Source organism: Lunatibacter salilacus (genome assembly GCF_009797935.1).
GTDB classification, from domain to species: domain Bacteria; phylum Bacteroidota; class Bacteroidia; order Cytophagales; family Cyclobacteriaceae; genus Lunatibacter; species Lunatibacter salilacus.
Map to the genome: position 1 here is coordinate 46,697 of NZ_VOLC01000020.1, position 14,970 is coordinate 61,666.

The window sequence follows — 14,970 nt, forward strand, 5'->3', positions numbered from 1 at the left end:
ATTAAAGATTGGTGATGACAGAAGCACCTTCAAATACATTGATCAGGCCTCCAATGATGATGATATCTTTTTCTTGTATACCTGAGCGGACAAGTACCTGCCCCTGGGTTCTTTTTTCAATTTGAATCCCTTGGATGTGGGCTTTGCCATCTTTGACTACATACACCTGTGGCTCCAAGTCCGAGCCAACAATTGCCGCTGAAGGGATCAATATGCCGGTAATGTCAGTATCGGTTGCTAAGGTCAAGTGTCCGTACATGCCCGCTTTGATTTCCTGTTTGGGAAGGTTGGGAACAATGATTTCGACCGGGAAACTATTGGCGGCATTGCCACGGCTTCCGATCATATGGACCTTACCGGAAGTTTCTATCGGAATAGAAGGGATGCTGACCGGATAGGTTTTGCCCAATTCGAATAGTTTGAGATCCTGTTCCGGTACCTGAATGCCCAGTTTCACCTGAGAAATATCGGTTAGCTGCAATAGTGGCTTTCCGGGAGCCGCAAAATCCCCTTCCTCCGTAAGCTTGGCTGTCACAACGCCGTCGAATGGAGCACGGGTTTGGCTTTTGCTGATTTGTTCCTTTAGTGTACTGACCTGAACGTTGGCCGTTTCCAGCGCCAACTCGGTTTTTTCCAGTTGAATGCCCTGAATGGCATCATTTTCCACCAAGATTCGGAAGCGTTTGAGATCGGCTTCCAATCCTTTTACCTGAACTTCGGCTGCTTTGAGCTGCCATTGTAGCAGGGAGTCGTCGAGCTGAACAAGGACTTGGCCCCTTCTGACAGTAGTACCTGATTCTACCAAGACACGGTTGACTTTGCCTTGGATTTCTGCACTGAGTTTACTTTCTCTATTCGGTTCAAAGGTTCCCGTGAAGCTGTATTCAGGCTGAATTTTGGTTTGAGAGACCTGTAGCGCGGTAACTTGGACAGGCTGTTCCCGGTCATAGAGGTAAACGCGCTCTTCTGCGATTTGCTTGTTGGTAATCAGTTTGGCTACCATCAGGCCCACAAGAGCCAAAGGGATCAGGATATATAGGATCTTTTTCATGTTTCTATAATTGTTTTTCAGCGGTCACCCCGATGAGTCGGGGCAAGCTATGGAATCTCGCATGGTTGATAGTCATCCCAGTGTGTGACGGCTACGTCATGCTAGATTTCATGTGTTTATAATTCTTTTTTCAATGGTCAGATGGAATCTCGCAATTATAATCATCCCACTGTGTGACGATCTCGTCATGCTCGATTTCATGTGTGTATAATTGTATTTTAGAGGTCACCCCGATGAGTCGGGGCAAGCTATGGAATCTCGCATGTTTCGTAATCAGCTCAATAGTTGATGTTTTCGTTATGCTCGATTTCATTTTAATATCAATTCAAGAGGTTTCCACTGGTTTTTTTGATGTCAAGAGTTGCTTTGAGGTATTCTACCATCGCATTGAGGTAGAGTTGCTGGGCATCTCTCAGGGCATTATCGGCCAATAAGACCTCGGTGAGACTGGCCAATCCTTCTTGCTGTTGGATTAGGATTCTTTGGTAAACTGACTCTGCCAATTGGATCTGTTGCTGGCTGGTCTGCAATTGGTTTTTGGCCACATGACTCTGCAGCAGCGCATTTTGGTGCAACATGTCCGTCTGTTGGACGATCAGTTCCCGCTGTAGTTGATTGTTCTGAAGTTCTACTTTTTTCTGGCTGAATTTCTTATGGGTAACTGTGCCGTTAAATAGCGGCAGGTTCAGCTGGAGGCCTACAAAACTCACGGGATAAAAATTCAGGAACGATTCCGGTTCACCTGTAAAACCAAATCCGGTTCGACCATAATTTCCATAAAGGGCAAGGCTTGGGATTCTGCTGTTCCTAATGGTGGTCAGTTCCTGTTGGTTGATCTGTTGTTTCTTCTCCTGTATCAATTCATCCAGCATTTTTTGCGTATTCCAAACCTCTGATTCATTTATTTCAATGGCTAGAGGAATTTCCATTTCGGTACTTAGAGGCAATCCCATGACAAATTTGAGTGCCTTCAGGACTGTCTCGTACTGATTTTCGACTTGAAGGGCTGCACTTTCGAGTTGTTGGATTTGGAGGAGCACCTTGTCCCAGTCTGTGCGCTGCGCAATGGTCTGTTCGTAAAGCAGACGAGTATTTTTCTCCAGTCTTTGGCTATTGGATAGATTTTCCTTTATAAATGCCAGCTTATTTTTCAAAATCTGGGCATTATAATACAGGTTGGAAACTTCCAGGTAAACCTGCTCTTTGGTTTTACCTTCCTGCAATAAGGTCAGTTCCTGGTAGGTTTCGGAAGCTTTAATGCCGCCCATCACCTGTGCGTCATAGAGCGGCATTTTGAAGGTCAGGTTGGCACTGATGTTATGAGGCACACCAAATTGGATTTCCCTAAAAATACCTTCAGGCCCACCGAATGCGGATTGTGGCATCAATTGGAAAGGGAGTTCGGTAAAATATCGGTAATCCCCCTGAAGAAAGAGCTTCGGGCGGAGCTGCGCCCTGGCTTCCCGATTTTTAAGCAGGGCGATTTCACCCTGGTTCCGGGCCATTTGGATATTTTTGTTTTGCACCATAGCCGTATCAAGGCATTCCTGCAAGGTCCATGGTTTTACCTGGGCCTTTCCGGTAATACTTACAAATAGAAGTAGTAGCAGAGCTAATTTTGGTATGTGAATATTTACTAACATTTTTAGATAAATTTTTTTAAGGTTTCATAAGGGTCAACAATGCCTGAAGCATATTCTGTCCCTGTCTTTCTATATCAAATTTGAAATTGGAGATTTTCCATTTATACATTTGCAGGCGAAAGGAGCCCATGACGATATGCACTAGTTCTTCTGTAGTAATAGCCTGAGTAAATGTGCCGGATTGTTGCCCCTGCATAATCAGGGGCATCAAATACTTCATTTTGACCTGCATCAGTTGCATGATGGCCTGATTGATTTTTTCACTTTCCTCCAACAAACCATCGGAAAATACAGCTACCACGAAATGTGGATTAGCTTTGAAAAATTGAAATTGGCTTTGGAAGATAGCTGCAAATTTAACTTCAGGAGCAGCATCTGGAAGACAGATCTGTTCCAGCCTATCGTCCATATTGTTACGAAGGTACTGGAGCAGGGCAAGTATAATATCTTCTTTACTATTGAAATGCCGGTAGATAGCAGCTTCCGAAAACCCCATCTCCTTCGCAAGATTTTTAGTGGTAAGTCCACTTAAACCTGATTCGGTGAGGATTTTACCAGCTGCGCTGATTATTTCCAATTGTCTTTCAGAGATTTCCATTTTAGTAAGTTAGTATTCACTAACAAAGATAATTATTTATTTTTGGTTTCAAAATCGAAAAGTGAATTTTTTACCATTTTCTCACTTGTGGAGTTTTTGAAACTTAGTGCAAGATTGGAAAACACAAATCATGCTTTGATCGTGAAAATTATATTTTTTATAGTAAGCAAAAGCCGGTGACATCTTCGAACTAGCAGAGTTACACGAGGTCCTTGGTAACCGTGCCAAAAAATCCTGATTCAGCCCATGCCTTTCCTAAATTTACCCGCTGGGAATGCAGGAAATAATAAGAATAAAGTTTACCTTAATGATTCATCCATTTTAAACCCCTTTTTCCATTTGCCTATGAATCTTGCAGCAATTGACATCGGTACCAATTCCATTCATATGATCATCGTGAAGGTTACCTCCAAACAGACCTTTGAAGTGCTGGTGCAGGAGAAGGAAATGGTAAAGCTCGGGGTGGGCGTGTTTGCAAACAAGATGCTCAGTGAGGAGGCGTTTCAAAGAGGTGTGGAAACCATCAAACGTTACGTACAGCTAGCGGATGAATATGGGGTGGAGGATATCATTACAGCGGCCACCTCTGCCACCAGGGAGGCCAAGAACGGCCGGGAATTTTTGGACCGTCTTATTCAGGAAGTGGGACTTTCTCCCCAGTTGATCTCTGGCAAAGAAGAGTCCCGGCTGATTTTTCTCGCCGTGCGAAAGGCAATAGATTTGGGCAAGGAAAATGCACTGGTGATAGACATCGGTGGGGGAAGCACGGAAGCTGTGGTAGGTAATAAGGAGGAGGTGCTGTTTAAAAGCTCCATGAAATTAGGGGTGTTGAGACTTCTTGACCGGGTGGGTACCCAAGGGCTACTGTCCAAATCCCAGCGTACAAACCTATTAGGTCACATCAGGGATTCGTCTCAAAAAATCATGGCAGAGGCCAGGTCGGTGGGGTTTTCTAAGGTCATCGGTACCTCTGGAAGTATACGTGCCTTGGGAGAGGCTGTCATGTACCTGAACGGAAAGGAGATCATCCAATCGGTAAACGCAGAGGCTGTCCGTTTGAAGGATTTGGAGAAGATTACCGATCGCTTACTGGACATGGATGCGGGAAAGCGCAGCGAGGTGCCGGGTATCAGTGAAAGCCGTGGGGATGCCATTCACCTAGGAGGGTTGTTGCTAGTGGAGTTGCTTCACTTGGCGGGAGTAGAGGAACTTACCCTATCGGACGCTTCGCTTCGGGAAGGTCTGATTATCGATTATATCGAAAAGAATGGGCAAAAACTCCAAGATTCGGTGCCAGGTAAGAATTTGCGGGAACGAAGCAGCTTGCTGCTGGCCAAGCGATTCGAGACTGATGTGGAACAGAAAAGGCAGGTTGCTCGATTGGCGTTGCAGCTATTCGATCAGCTCAAGGACTTACACGGAATGGATGCAACAGCGAGAGATCTCCTATACCAGGCCAGTTTGATTTTTGATGTAGGCACCTATGTGAATTTCAAAGATTACCACAAACACTCCAAGTACCTCATCTTGAATAGCGGACTTCGGGGTTTTAACAATTCGGAAATCAATGTCTTGGGGCATTTGGCCAGATACCACCGCAAGTCCGGCCCAAAAAAGAAACACAAGTCGTTTGGAAACTTGGTCAAAGGGGATCGACAGATGGTGAAAGGATTGGCAGGGATACTGCGTATTGCGGTAGCCTTGGACAAGACAAAGAATCAGTGGGTGGAAAATGTCTATTGTCTCCCGCAAGGGGAAAAGTTGATCATCCGGCTGTTTGGAGAAGGGAGCATGGAGCTGGAACTTTGGGAGGCACAACGTTTTGCCGATGTGCTGGAGAAATATATTCAACAGCCAATTCAATTTGAAATAGGCTAAGCGATGGCCTGATAGGGTTGATGTACACTTCGATATGCCTTGATCAATGAATCTTCAACTGTATCATCCCATTTTATGGATCGGCTGGACCCTTTTCCAACTTAGTCTATTGGGTAGAATAGTAAGCAGCTTATTCAAATAGCAAGACTGGAGAGTCATGTTTGGGCTATTCAATGGTTGGAACATTTTGGGACTGTTTGTCCTGATGGGATTTACCTAATGATTAAAGTTTGGAATTCGGGGTCTCGTGTCACGCCTATTAGTTGACGAAATAATAACCTGAATGATTCTGTAAACAAAGTCACACAAGATCGCTAATTTCTTCGTAAATTAGCAACTCCATTGCAAATGCTCAGAGCTATCTACCATATTGCACTAATTTTCGTCATTCTTTTGTCAGGGATGAATTATTCCGTGATTCATTCCTATTTTTTGATCAATAGGGCAGATATCGCAGCAGCATATTGTGAAAACAAGGAAAAGCCAGAATTAGCATGTAATGGAAGCTGTAAACTCGACAGCATGTTGGCCAAAGCCAAGGAGCAGCAGGAGGAAAAAGAACAGGTATATCTGGAAGATTTTCAGATAAATTATACCCTTGTTCACAGAAATGAGATCTATCCAATTCGACATGTAATCGGAGAAGTGAAATTTACTTCAAAACTTGTCTCTTCTTGGGCTGTTAAAATAAGCTTGGATTTTTTTCATCCGCCGCAGCTAGCATAATTTTTTACTTTAAGGCCTCGCCTTGCTTCTTACCTTATGTATGCCGACCGGTTTCAGTTTGACTGAATGGGGCTGCATGCTGTCCTTAACCCAAAGAATTTTCAATCATGAAATCCATTCAAACGAATTATAAAATCCTTGTAATATTGTTATTTATAGGGATCAATACAGACGCTTTCACACAACAATTTAGAGTTTTGGATCAGAGCACGCGTGAACCTATAGTCGGATTGAGTTATCACTATGGACAGGTTTCAGGAATTTCTGACGACATAGGAATAATTCAGATTCAATATTTACCTACCGAAAATATCCATTTGAGTCACATCAACTATGGCAAATGGACACTTAATCCTAGTGAATTAAAGAAAGTACTGGAAAAAGGGTTGCTGTTCAGGGCTGAGTGGTTGCTGAATTTACAACCTGTCACGGTCATTTCTCTCAAAATGACAGATGAAAAGGACCAGAAAATCTTAATCTCTGACCGAGAAAGGCTGCATCATGATGCAGGGGCGATTTTAAATCTCAATCCTTTAATTAACGGCATCCGAAAAAGCGGAGCCTTCGCCTTTGACCCTGTAATGCGGGGGTTTAAATATGATCAGTTGAATGTGGTGATCGATGGTCTGCAAACGGCAAATGCGGCCTGTCCCAACCGCATGGATCCGCCCACCTCGCAGGTATCTCTAAACCGGATCAAGCAGGTAGAAATTCTCAAGGGCCCCCATGCGCTTCGCTATGGGATCGGTCTTGGGGGTACAATCAATTACATTCAGGAAGACCCGAACTTTTCTTCCTCCTCCCAGGTCAATGGAAGGTTTTCTACAATGTATGAAAGTAACGGAAACATCTTTAGAAATGAAGGGAGTGTGGCATTTACTGGAGCGAATCATGATGTTGGCGTCATGGGTTCCTGGTCAAAAGGATCAGACTACACGGATGGAGACGGGAATGTCGTTCCAGCCAATTTTATGCGGGGAACACTCGGTATGTACGGCGATATCAGGCTTAGCAAAGCAGATTTGTTGCAGGTGACTGTCAACAGAAATTTTGCCAGGGATGTGGATTTTCCGACACTGGCGATGGACCTACGTTCTGATGATACTTGGATGGGCTCTGTCAGACATACGCGGACCTTCCAAAACCGCACCCTTCAAAGCTGGAATACATCCGCATATTTCACGCTTGTTGACCACCTGATGGACAATCTGCTTCGGGAACTGAATCCCCGCATGATGAATGCGCGTACACCAGCGAATACCCAGAACTATGGCGCAAGGTCCGAGGGAAGCTGGAATCTCGGTGGGGGGAAATTATTTGCCGGTGCCGATTACCGCTCCGAAGCTGCCCAGGGAATCAGGGAGCGGGAATTTCTGATGGGACCGATGGCTGGCAGAACGGTTTTGGATAATGCTTGGCAGGAATCTCAGATTCAAAAGTTGGGGACTTTTGCAACTTATTCCTATCCAATGGGAGAATATGTGCTTTCCGCAGCCGCCCGACTTGATGTCAACCATGCTTTGGCCGATGATACGATGCCAGAGTTCGAAAATGCTGCTAATGCCAGCAAGGTAACCCAACTCAATCCTGGCCTATCGCTGGGGCTGAAAAGGGATGTTGCGGAACATTTTAATTTTGGAATATGGTTGGCGAGGGTGCAGAGAAGCGGTAGCATTATGGAGCGTTTTATTAACTATTTTCCCGTAGGAGTTGACCCGTATGAGATGGTGGGAAACCCCGATTTGAAAGCTGAAACCAATAATCAATTGGATCTGGTCATTGGCTATACAAAAGAAAGCATTCAGTTTGAATTCAGTCCCTTTGTTGCCTACCTGACAGATTATATTACCGCGGAGAAAACGGATCTCACACCTCGGATAGCATCGTCTCCCGGAGTTCGTCAGTTTGTCAATACAGAAAGCGCAGTAAAGGCAGGCTTTGAGTTTTCCGTAAACCAATATATAGGAGCTGGGATACAACAACAGTTTGCTGTGGCCTATACGTTTGGACAGAACCTAACGCGTTCCGAGGCACTGCCGGAGATTGCTCCGATGGATATCCGCTATGCCTTGATCGGTAATCATTTGGATAATAAGCTGCATACCGCTCTCCGTCTTAGACATGTCATCGGGCAAAACAGAATTTCGGAGAGTTTTGGAGAAAGGACGACACCGGAATTTACATTGCTGGACACGGATGTGTCTTATAATTTGACGAATCAACTGGCCATCAAAGTAGGTGCACAGAATCTGTTCAACCAATCCTATTACGAGCATCTAAACAGACCGATTGGAGTGGACAGAAGGCCAATGTTTTCTCCCGGAAGGAATTTCTTTGTAATGGTACGCATGAAGCTTCCCTGACAATTCGATCCGTTTAATTTTAAATTGACTTATATTGAATCGACTACTTTTTTTAAAGTAGTGATGTGGTTTCGATTAAGCAAATATTAAAAATTGAATGCTACCCACTGTGATGATCACCTTATTGGATTTGTCAGTCCTTCTCCTAGAAGAAACGTGTGCGCTGACGTGGCGGTATCTTTTGAATATCAACAAAGCATCAATCCCTATGCCGAAGGTTTACCATCTGATGTCCAAACACAATTTGATGACCGGTATTTGGAATTTTTTCCAACTATTTCTGAAACATCAGGATAAAATACCTAGGGTGACATTATGGGGTATCGCAGATCACCACTCTTGGAAAAATAATTAGCCGGTTAGGGGCAGAACAGATTATCCATTATAGTTTGACCGGGATTTGCAACCCAAAACTATAGTGAACAAATTAATTGAGTTGGCCGAAAAGTAAATCTCGGTTCAATTTGTTCAATATCTGTCCTCGCAATTGCAAATCACGAGGAGCACATGGCATGGCATGCTATTCGACATTTGTAATGTCGGACTACAGATATAAAGGATTTGCAATCCTCCCACGAAGCGTGTATCTGTGGGAATTTTAAACTCCTTTTAGAATTGCTCTAACGATTTTCAAAAAACGTTAAATGGTAAAAAGTCTAAGGAAAAAGATTTTCTTTCAGCAGATTGGCGCCTCAACAATATTATGTGAATTGTTATAAAATATGTTGTATATTTAAAGTGAGGAAAAGATTAAATGCAATAGAGTCATAGAAAAATTAGCCTTATATTGTAACCTACCAGAAGGATGAAAAATATTTCATATTTACTGTTTCTATTTGCGTTTTCGGCCTGCATTCCGGCTGAGGATTCAACTTATCCTGAGGAAGTCACACTTCCTACTCCTCCTCCTATCGAAGAAAATAGAAGAAACATTTGTGATTTTGACTTATCAGAAAAAGAAGGTGAGTATGAACTTGCTGGAAAATGGGAGTTTGCGGGTTTTCAAGACATTCAGACGGGAAAAATGGATAACCTTACTTGCTTGGCTCGCATTGCTGATTTTGCCTTATCTGGGGAGGATTATGACAATTTGTTTAAAGTCATATTAAATCTCTCCCAAGTTGGCGGTCATTGTAATGAAACTGTCTCGTTTGAAGCGATTAGTTTTGGTTCGCATTTCCAGGGTTGTTATCAAGCCGATGGGGAGTTTATTACCTTTGTTATATCCGAAAGCGACATAAGGAGTATTCCTAGTTCTGCCTCCACTACCTTTCCAGTGCAGGGTTTTGAGATTAGGTTTTTAGAAGACTTACGTACTGCGAGGAACTTCCAAATAGCAAAAAACAAGCTGTACCTCTATGGTGAGAAGGAAGAAGAAAGAATAGTTTTTGTTGCTTTAGATGAATAGAAATTTAACAAGGATTTTATAATCTGTTTATAATCTCCATCAAGTCGCCCATTCGTGGCAATAAAAAAAAATGAAACTAGTTGAATTCCTAGGAAAAGATTTTCTTAATGGGTGGTGGCCACGTAATGATACTTGGTGGATATTCCGGTGATGCATCTGCAGGTTTGGAGTTACTTTTTCGCTAATTTACGTCTCCTGAATGGGGGGTAAGCTTAGTCCTGTATATCCATCAAAAATGCAAACTTGAAAAAACTGAAAATATGATTAGCCACGAATGCACGAATAATTTACCCATTCGTGCATTCGTGGCAAAGTACAAGAATAACCGCAGTGCCAATCGAACAAAATACGGTAATATTGTGCGGAAAAACCGTGCATATAAAACAAATTATAAGCAAGCCGTCCTCCGATCAACTTTCCAGTAATCTAATCTAAAAATTAAAATGACAATTGAAGAAAAATATCCCGAAAGCTACTTTGACCATTGGATTGTAATGTTTTCAGCAAATAACGATCATTGGAACAAGGAAAATTATATCGCTCAAATCGCGGTATACAAAGAACTCGAAAGCGACTAAAGATTTATTGAGCTTCAACGTGAAACTAAATTAATTAAAGACAACAACGATTTCATTTTATTTTTACCATCAGCAAGAAAATTTGCTGATATAGATTTAAAATTGGAAGATTTAGTTGAGATGGCAGATATAATCCTTGAAGATCGAGAATAAAATAAATTAAAGAAATAAGACCATGAAGGATTATACAAAGTCAAAACATTCGATGACCTGATTGAACTGGAACAAGGCAAAGTTGGAAGTGAAAATAGAAACAAGTATGATGAATATGCCCAGATGTTCATTGTAAGCGAAATCCGGTAATGCGAACTTGAAAAAACTAAGCACAAGGTTTACTTAACTAAAATGACGGACATTTACTATAACAAGAAGTCTACCCACCAAACATTAAGTTTTTTCCGCTTAAGCGGACTTGGTTTCCTGATGGGGTAAAATACTATACCCTTTGGTTAATTTCGTGGAATGATTAGTCAAATCATACAGGTAGTTTTACCTTTTCTAATTCATTCAAGTTAAAACCAAGGTGCGTTGGCGATGAAAATTCATTCTTCCAACCAGGCATAGACTATTCCATGCGCAGCGTCCAAGCCGAGGATTACGGCTATATTGCCAATTTCTGGAGTGATGGAACGCATCAAATCAGGGGATACGCAGCGAGTGGGAGATTTTTTTCAGACATGAAAGAGGCAGCGGATACCGAAAGTTTGGTTTCAGACCGTCTAAACATGTATATTTATCGGGTGCCCGAGGAGCTTTATGATTTTAAAGCGGATCCTGATGGACTTGTCACTATAATTGATCTTCCGGAATATCAATAAAAGATCCAGGAAATGAAAAAACTCATCCTACAACAGATGAAACGTCCCAGCGACCCCATTTCGGATGAATTTGTAAATAAATTTATGGATAGTTGACCTTATCCTTTCCAACTATAGTAAGATTGCCCAAAATCATTAAAGACAAAAACTCAATTCGTGTAGACATGATGCAACTAAAATTGACAAAAACCATTTTTCAATTTTTCATAGCTTTTCTCCTAATAAATAGCTGTACTGAAAAGGAAGAGGCTAAACGGCCCAATATATTGTATATTATGACTGATGACCACACGCAACAGGCATTACATGCCTACGGTCATGGTTTGCTGGACAAGGTTTATTTTCCCAATATGGATAGGCTGGCTAAAGAAGGTGCCCTGTTCAAAAACAGCTTTGTCACCAATTCAATTTGCGCCCCCAGCAGGGCTGTCTTGCTTACCGGTAAATACAGCCATATAAATGGAAAAATCGATAACGTGGCTCCATTTGACTGGGATCAGGCAAACTATCCCAAAATATTGCAGGCCTCCGGCTATGAAACGGCCTTAATTGGTAAAATCCACCTTGGAGGAAAACCACAAGGTTACAATTATTCGCTGACGTTACCTGGTCAGGGGAATTACTATAACCCCGAATTCATAAAAAATGGAACCGAAGAAGTTAAATTTGAAGGACATTGCGAAGCATTAATTCCCCAATTTGTTATCGATTGGATTGACAAAGATTGGGACAGGAGTAAGCCCTTTGCCATAAACTACCATACCAAAGCTCCCCACCGTAATTGGATGCCGGAGGAAAAATACATGGCACTTTATGAGGATCAGGAGTTTGCATTTCCACATAATTTTTTTGACGACTATAGCGGTAGAGGGACTGCCGCCCGGGAGCAAGAGATGGAAATAGTAAATGACATGTATTGGGGATGGGATATGAAGTTTGAGAAGAACCCCTACACTGGGGAGGAAAGTCGACTCCCGGCTCCCTTTAACCGCATGAGTGAAGAACAAATGAATGCCTGGAATGCGGTGTATGGTCCGCCAAATAGAGCCTTTTTGGAAAATAACCCTACAGGTGAAGAGTTAGCCAAGTTCATGTATCACAGGTATTTACGGGATTACTTGAAAGTGATTAAATCTGTGGATGATGGTATAGGCTTGGTGCTTGATTACTTGGAGAAGCAAGGGCTTTTAGAAAATACCATTGTTATTTATACATCTGACCAAGGGTTTTTTTTGGGTGAGCATGGATGGTATGACAAACGTTTTATGTACGAGCAGTCGCTTAGTACACCGCTTCTAGCGAGATATCCGAAGGAAATCCAGCCTGGAACTGTGGTTGAGGGAATGGTGCTGAATCTTGATCATGCCCCAACGATCTTGGATTATGCGGGTATTTCCAAACCTGCTGACATGCAGGGAGAGTCTTGGCGAAAACTTGCGGCGGGTCAATCCATTCCTTGGAGAGATGCCATGTATTACCATTATTACGAGTACCCTGGGCCGCACAATGTAATGCGGCATTATGGAGTCAGAACGGACAGATACAAGTTGATTCATTTTTACCATGACGTGGATGAGTGGGAAATGTACGACCTTCAAACAGACCCGGATGAAATGAACAGTATTTATGGAAATCAGGAGTATACACAAGTACAGGAAATGTTACATAAAAGATTGGAAGAACTTCGATACCAATATGGTGATTCTAATGAGTTAAACCTGCAATTTATCGGTGAAAACTAAGGGATACGGTGATCTCAACATCCAAAATTTAGACTCAAAAATCCCTGCCCCGCATCTTGACCAACAAGCTTCAGAGGCTTTGCGGTTTACTGATGCGCACAGTTCTTCGGGGATATGTTCCCCCAGTCGAGATGCATTGCTCACAGGAACCTATCATTGGAGAAGACAACATGGCCACTATGAATAACAGCCTGACCGGGAAGCCGATATGGATAGGTTGATATCGGAAAGTAAAGCTAAGGGATACTTTATAAAGGATGAATAAAAACACTTATCATTGTTAATAATGTAAAAGTTTAATAAAGAATAAATATGATGTTTAATATGAAAATCAGAAGTCTCCTTCTGCTTATATTCTTTGTTTTTACATGTAAGCTTTCAGCCCAACATGAAATGAATTTTGAAGATTGGAGAAAATTTGGTCCAATCCCCAAAAATTGGAAGATTGTTGGAGGGGTAAATGCTGATTGGTCGAGTAATGACTTTTTATCCACTTCCCCCGGTACGGGAGTACTTGTTAATGCTGCCCAAGCCAAAAACAGCAAACATCTGGTTTCAGGATTTGAACATGGGGATATAGAAGTCGAATTCGATTATATGGTTCCCAAAGGATCCAACTCGGGGATTTATCTTCAGGGACGGTATGAGGTGCAGATTTTTGACAGTTGGGGAAAAATAAATCCAAGTTTCGCAGATGCGGGAGGGATTTATCAGCGCTATGACGAAGCAGCCAAATTAGGGTTTGAAGGCGTCCCCCCACGTATGAACGTAAGCAAAGCCCCAGGTTTGTGGCAGCATTTTAAAATCATATTTGAAGCCCCAAGATTTGGTGCAAACGGTGAGAAAGTCAAAAATGCCAAATTCATCCAAGTCTTCCATAATGGAATACTAGTCCAAGAAAATGTGGAAGTAACTGGGCCCACACGGTCTGCTTTGTTTGAAGATGAGCGTGCACAAGGGCCCATCATGATTCAGGGTGATCATGGTCCGGTGGCGGTCAGGGATTTCAAATACAAAACGTATGGCAGCAAAAGCCCGGAGATCAAAGACTTGAATTTCTCATATTTCGAGGGAAAATTTGAATCTGGAAAGGAATTCGTGGAATTGAAACCCAGCCAAACGGGAGAATTGGATAAGATAACGTGGGATTTGGGCCATGGTAACATCGATTTTGGATATGCGTATTCCGGCAATTTGGAGATTTTTGAAGGCGGTGAAATTACGTTTTCATTGGTATCCTTGGGGAATAGCTCCCTTTATATCAACGGAGAAGAGGTATTGGAAGACAAAAACCAATTTTCCAGAACGGTGAGTTTATCATTAGAGCATGGATCGATACCCTTCAAACTGCTTTATCACAAAAATAACCAGCCTGGTAGAAGGCCCCAGCTCGGCTTGTTTGTGGAAGGACCGGGTCTTAGAAGGACTCCATTGCATGAAAAAAGCTCTTTTGTTGAACCTCTTCCCCAGAAACCCATTTTCGTAGAGCCCTCCGCCGAGCCCGAGATAGTAAGAGGTTTTTTCCAGCATGGTGGCAAAAAGAGAACTCATACTGTGAGTGTTGGCGAACCGCTTAAGACTAACTATACTGTTGATCTGCAACAGGCCGCTCTTTTGAGTATTTGGAAAGGAGGCTTTTTAAATACCGCTCCCATGTGGAGACAGCGTGGCGAGTCGCAGCTTATGATCCCAAATGGAGGGCTTATTGAATTATCGGGTGGTCCATCCATAGCTATATTGGAATCCCCGGACAGTGTTTGGCCAGATTCTTTAACTACCGAACAGCTTCAAATCCTAGGCTATTTCTTAAGACCTGACCGAAGACCAGTTTTTAAATATGTCATTGAGAATATTGCTATAGAAGATTCTCTTGAACCTGAGGATAATGGTATATTTTTAAGTCGAACCATTAGCTATGATAATCCGAATAATGTATCCAATGTCTGGGTAAGAGTCGTCTCCGGAGAGAATATAGAAATGATATCAACAGGGGTTTACATTATTAATAATGGTCAATACTATATTAAAGTAGCCGAAGATTATTTGAACAATACTGTTTTAAGGGAAAATGCTGGTGGCAAGGAGTTGTTGATTCCCATCAACTCCGGAAGTTCTAAAATCAAATACAGCCTAATTTGGTAAATGTTGTTTCTGGGCAGAATAAA

General features: G+C 42.4%; 12 protein-coding genes. 9 read left to right on the top strand and 3 right to left on the bottom strand.

Features of this window, described 5'->3' with window-relative positions:
* Window position 1: 1 nt before the first annotated feature.
* The 3 genes from FQ608_RS22010 to FQ608_RS22020 all read right to left on the bottom strand — a co-directional run bounded on the left by FQ608_RS22010 (window position 2) and on the right by FQ608_RS22020 (window position 3,292).
* On the bottom strand, window positions 2–1,051 hold the full coding sequence (locus FQ608_RS22010; RefSeq protein ID WP_158860657.1) for an efflux RND transporter periplasmic adaptor subunit: 1,050 nt from the start codon (window positions 1,049–1,051) through the stop codon (window positions 2–4).
* Window positions 1,052–1,371: 320 nt separating this feature from the next.
* Window positions 1,372–2,694, bottom strand: a complete 1,323-nt coding sequence (locus FQ608_RS22015) for a TolC family protein (protein WP_158860658.1) — start codon at window positions 2,692–2,694, stop codon at window positions 1,372–1,374.
* A 16-nt stretch (window positions 2,695–2,710) separates the two neighbouring features.
* Window positions 2,711–3,292 carry a TetR/AcrR family transcriptional regulator gene (locus FQ608_RS22020; protein ID WP_158860659.1) on the bottom strand — a complete coding sequence of 194 codons (582 nt, stop codon included), beginning with the start codon at window positions 3,290–3,292 and terminating at the stop codon, window positions 2,711–2,713.
* 246 nt (window positions 3,293–3,538) lie between these two features.
* On the opposite strand from FQ608_RS22020, the gene FQ608_RS22025 reads away from it, so the two are divergent.
* From FQ608_RS22025 to FQ608_RS22070, 9 genes are all read left to right on the top strand, one after another.
* Window positions 3,539–5,170: a Ppx/GppA phosphatase family protein gene (locus tag FQ608_RS22025; protein WP_234364330.1), complete on the top strand. Its 1,632-nt coding sequence runs from the start codon at window positions 3,539–3,541 to the stop codon at window positions 5,168–5,170.
* A 348-nt stretch (window positions 5,171–5,518) separates the two neighbouring features.
* On the top strand, window positions 5,519–5,896 hold the full coding sequence (locus tag FQ608_RS22030; RefSeq protein WP_158860660.1) for a hypothetical protein: 378 nt from the start codon (window positions 5,519–5,521) through the stop codon (window positions 5,894–5,896).
* A 107-nt stretch (window positions 5,897–6,003) separates the two neighbouring features.
* Window positions 6,004–8,259 carry a TonB-dependent receptor domain-containing protein gene (locus FQ608_RS22035; protein ID WP_158860661.1) on the top strand — a complete coding sequence of 752 codons (2,256 nt, stop codon included), beginning with the start codon at window positions 6,004–6,006 and terminating at the stop codon, window positions 8,257–8,259.
* A 93-nt stretch (window positions 8,260–8,352) separates the two neighbouring features.
* Entirely contained in the window at window positions 8,353–8,556 is a 204-nt protein-coding gene (locus tag FQ608_RS22040) for a hypothetical protein (protein WP_234364342.1), read from the top strand.
* A gap of 508 nt (window positions 8,557–9,064) precedes the next feature.
* On the top strand, window positions 9,065–9,667 hold the full coding sequence (locus tag FQ608_RS22045; protein ID WP_158860662.1) for a hypothetical protein: 603 nt from the start codon (window positions 9,065–9,067) through the stop codon (window positions 9,665–9,667).
* A 1,150-nt stretch (window positions 9,668–10,817) separates the two neighbouring features.
* Window positions 10,818–11,063, top strand: a complete 246-nt coding sequence (locus FQ608_RS22055) for a hypothetical protein (protein ID WP_158860663.1) — start codon at window positions 10,818–10,820, stop codon at window positions 11,061–11,063.
* A 164-nt stretch (window positions 11,064–11,227) separates the two neighbouring features.
* Window positions 11,228–12,805, top strand: coding sequence for a sulfatase family protein (locus FQ608_RS22060; protein WP_234364331.1), 1,578 nt, complete (start codon window positions 11,228–11,230; stop codon window positions 12,803–12,805).
* The gene (locus tag FQ608_RS22065; protein WP_158860664.1) at window positions 12,795–12,992 is read left to right on the top strand and encodes a sulfatase-like hydrolase/transferase; all 198 of its coding nucleotides are present in this window, start codon (window positions 12,795–12,797) and stop codon (window positions 12,990–12,992) included. The genes FQ608_RS22060 and FQ608_RS22065 overlap by 11 nt, the downstream gene beginning before the upstream one ends.
* A gap of 137 nt (window positions 12,993–13,129) precedes the next feature.
* A complete protein-coding gene (locus FQ608_RS22070; protein ID WP_158860665.1) occupies window positions 13,130–14,947 on the top strand; it encodes a family 16 glycoside hydrolase in 1,818 nt (605 codons plus the stop codon).
* The last annotated feature ends 23 nt before the right edge of the window (window positions 14,948–14,970 follow it).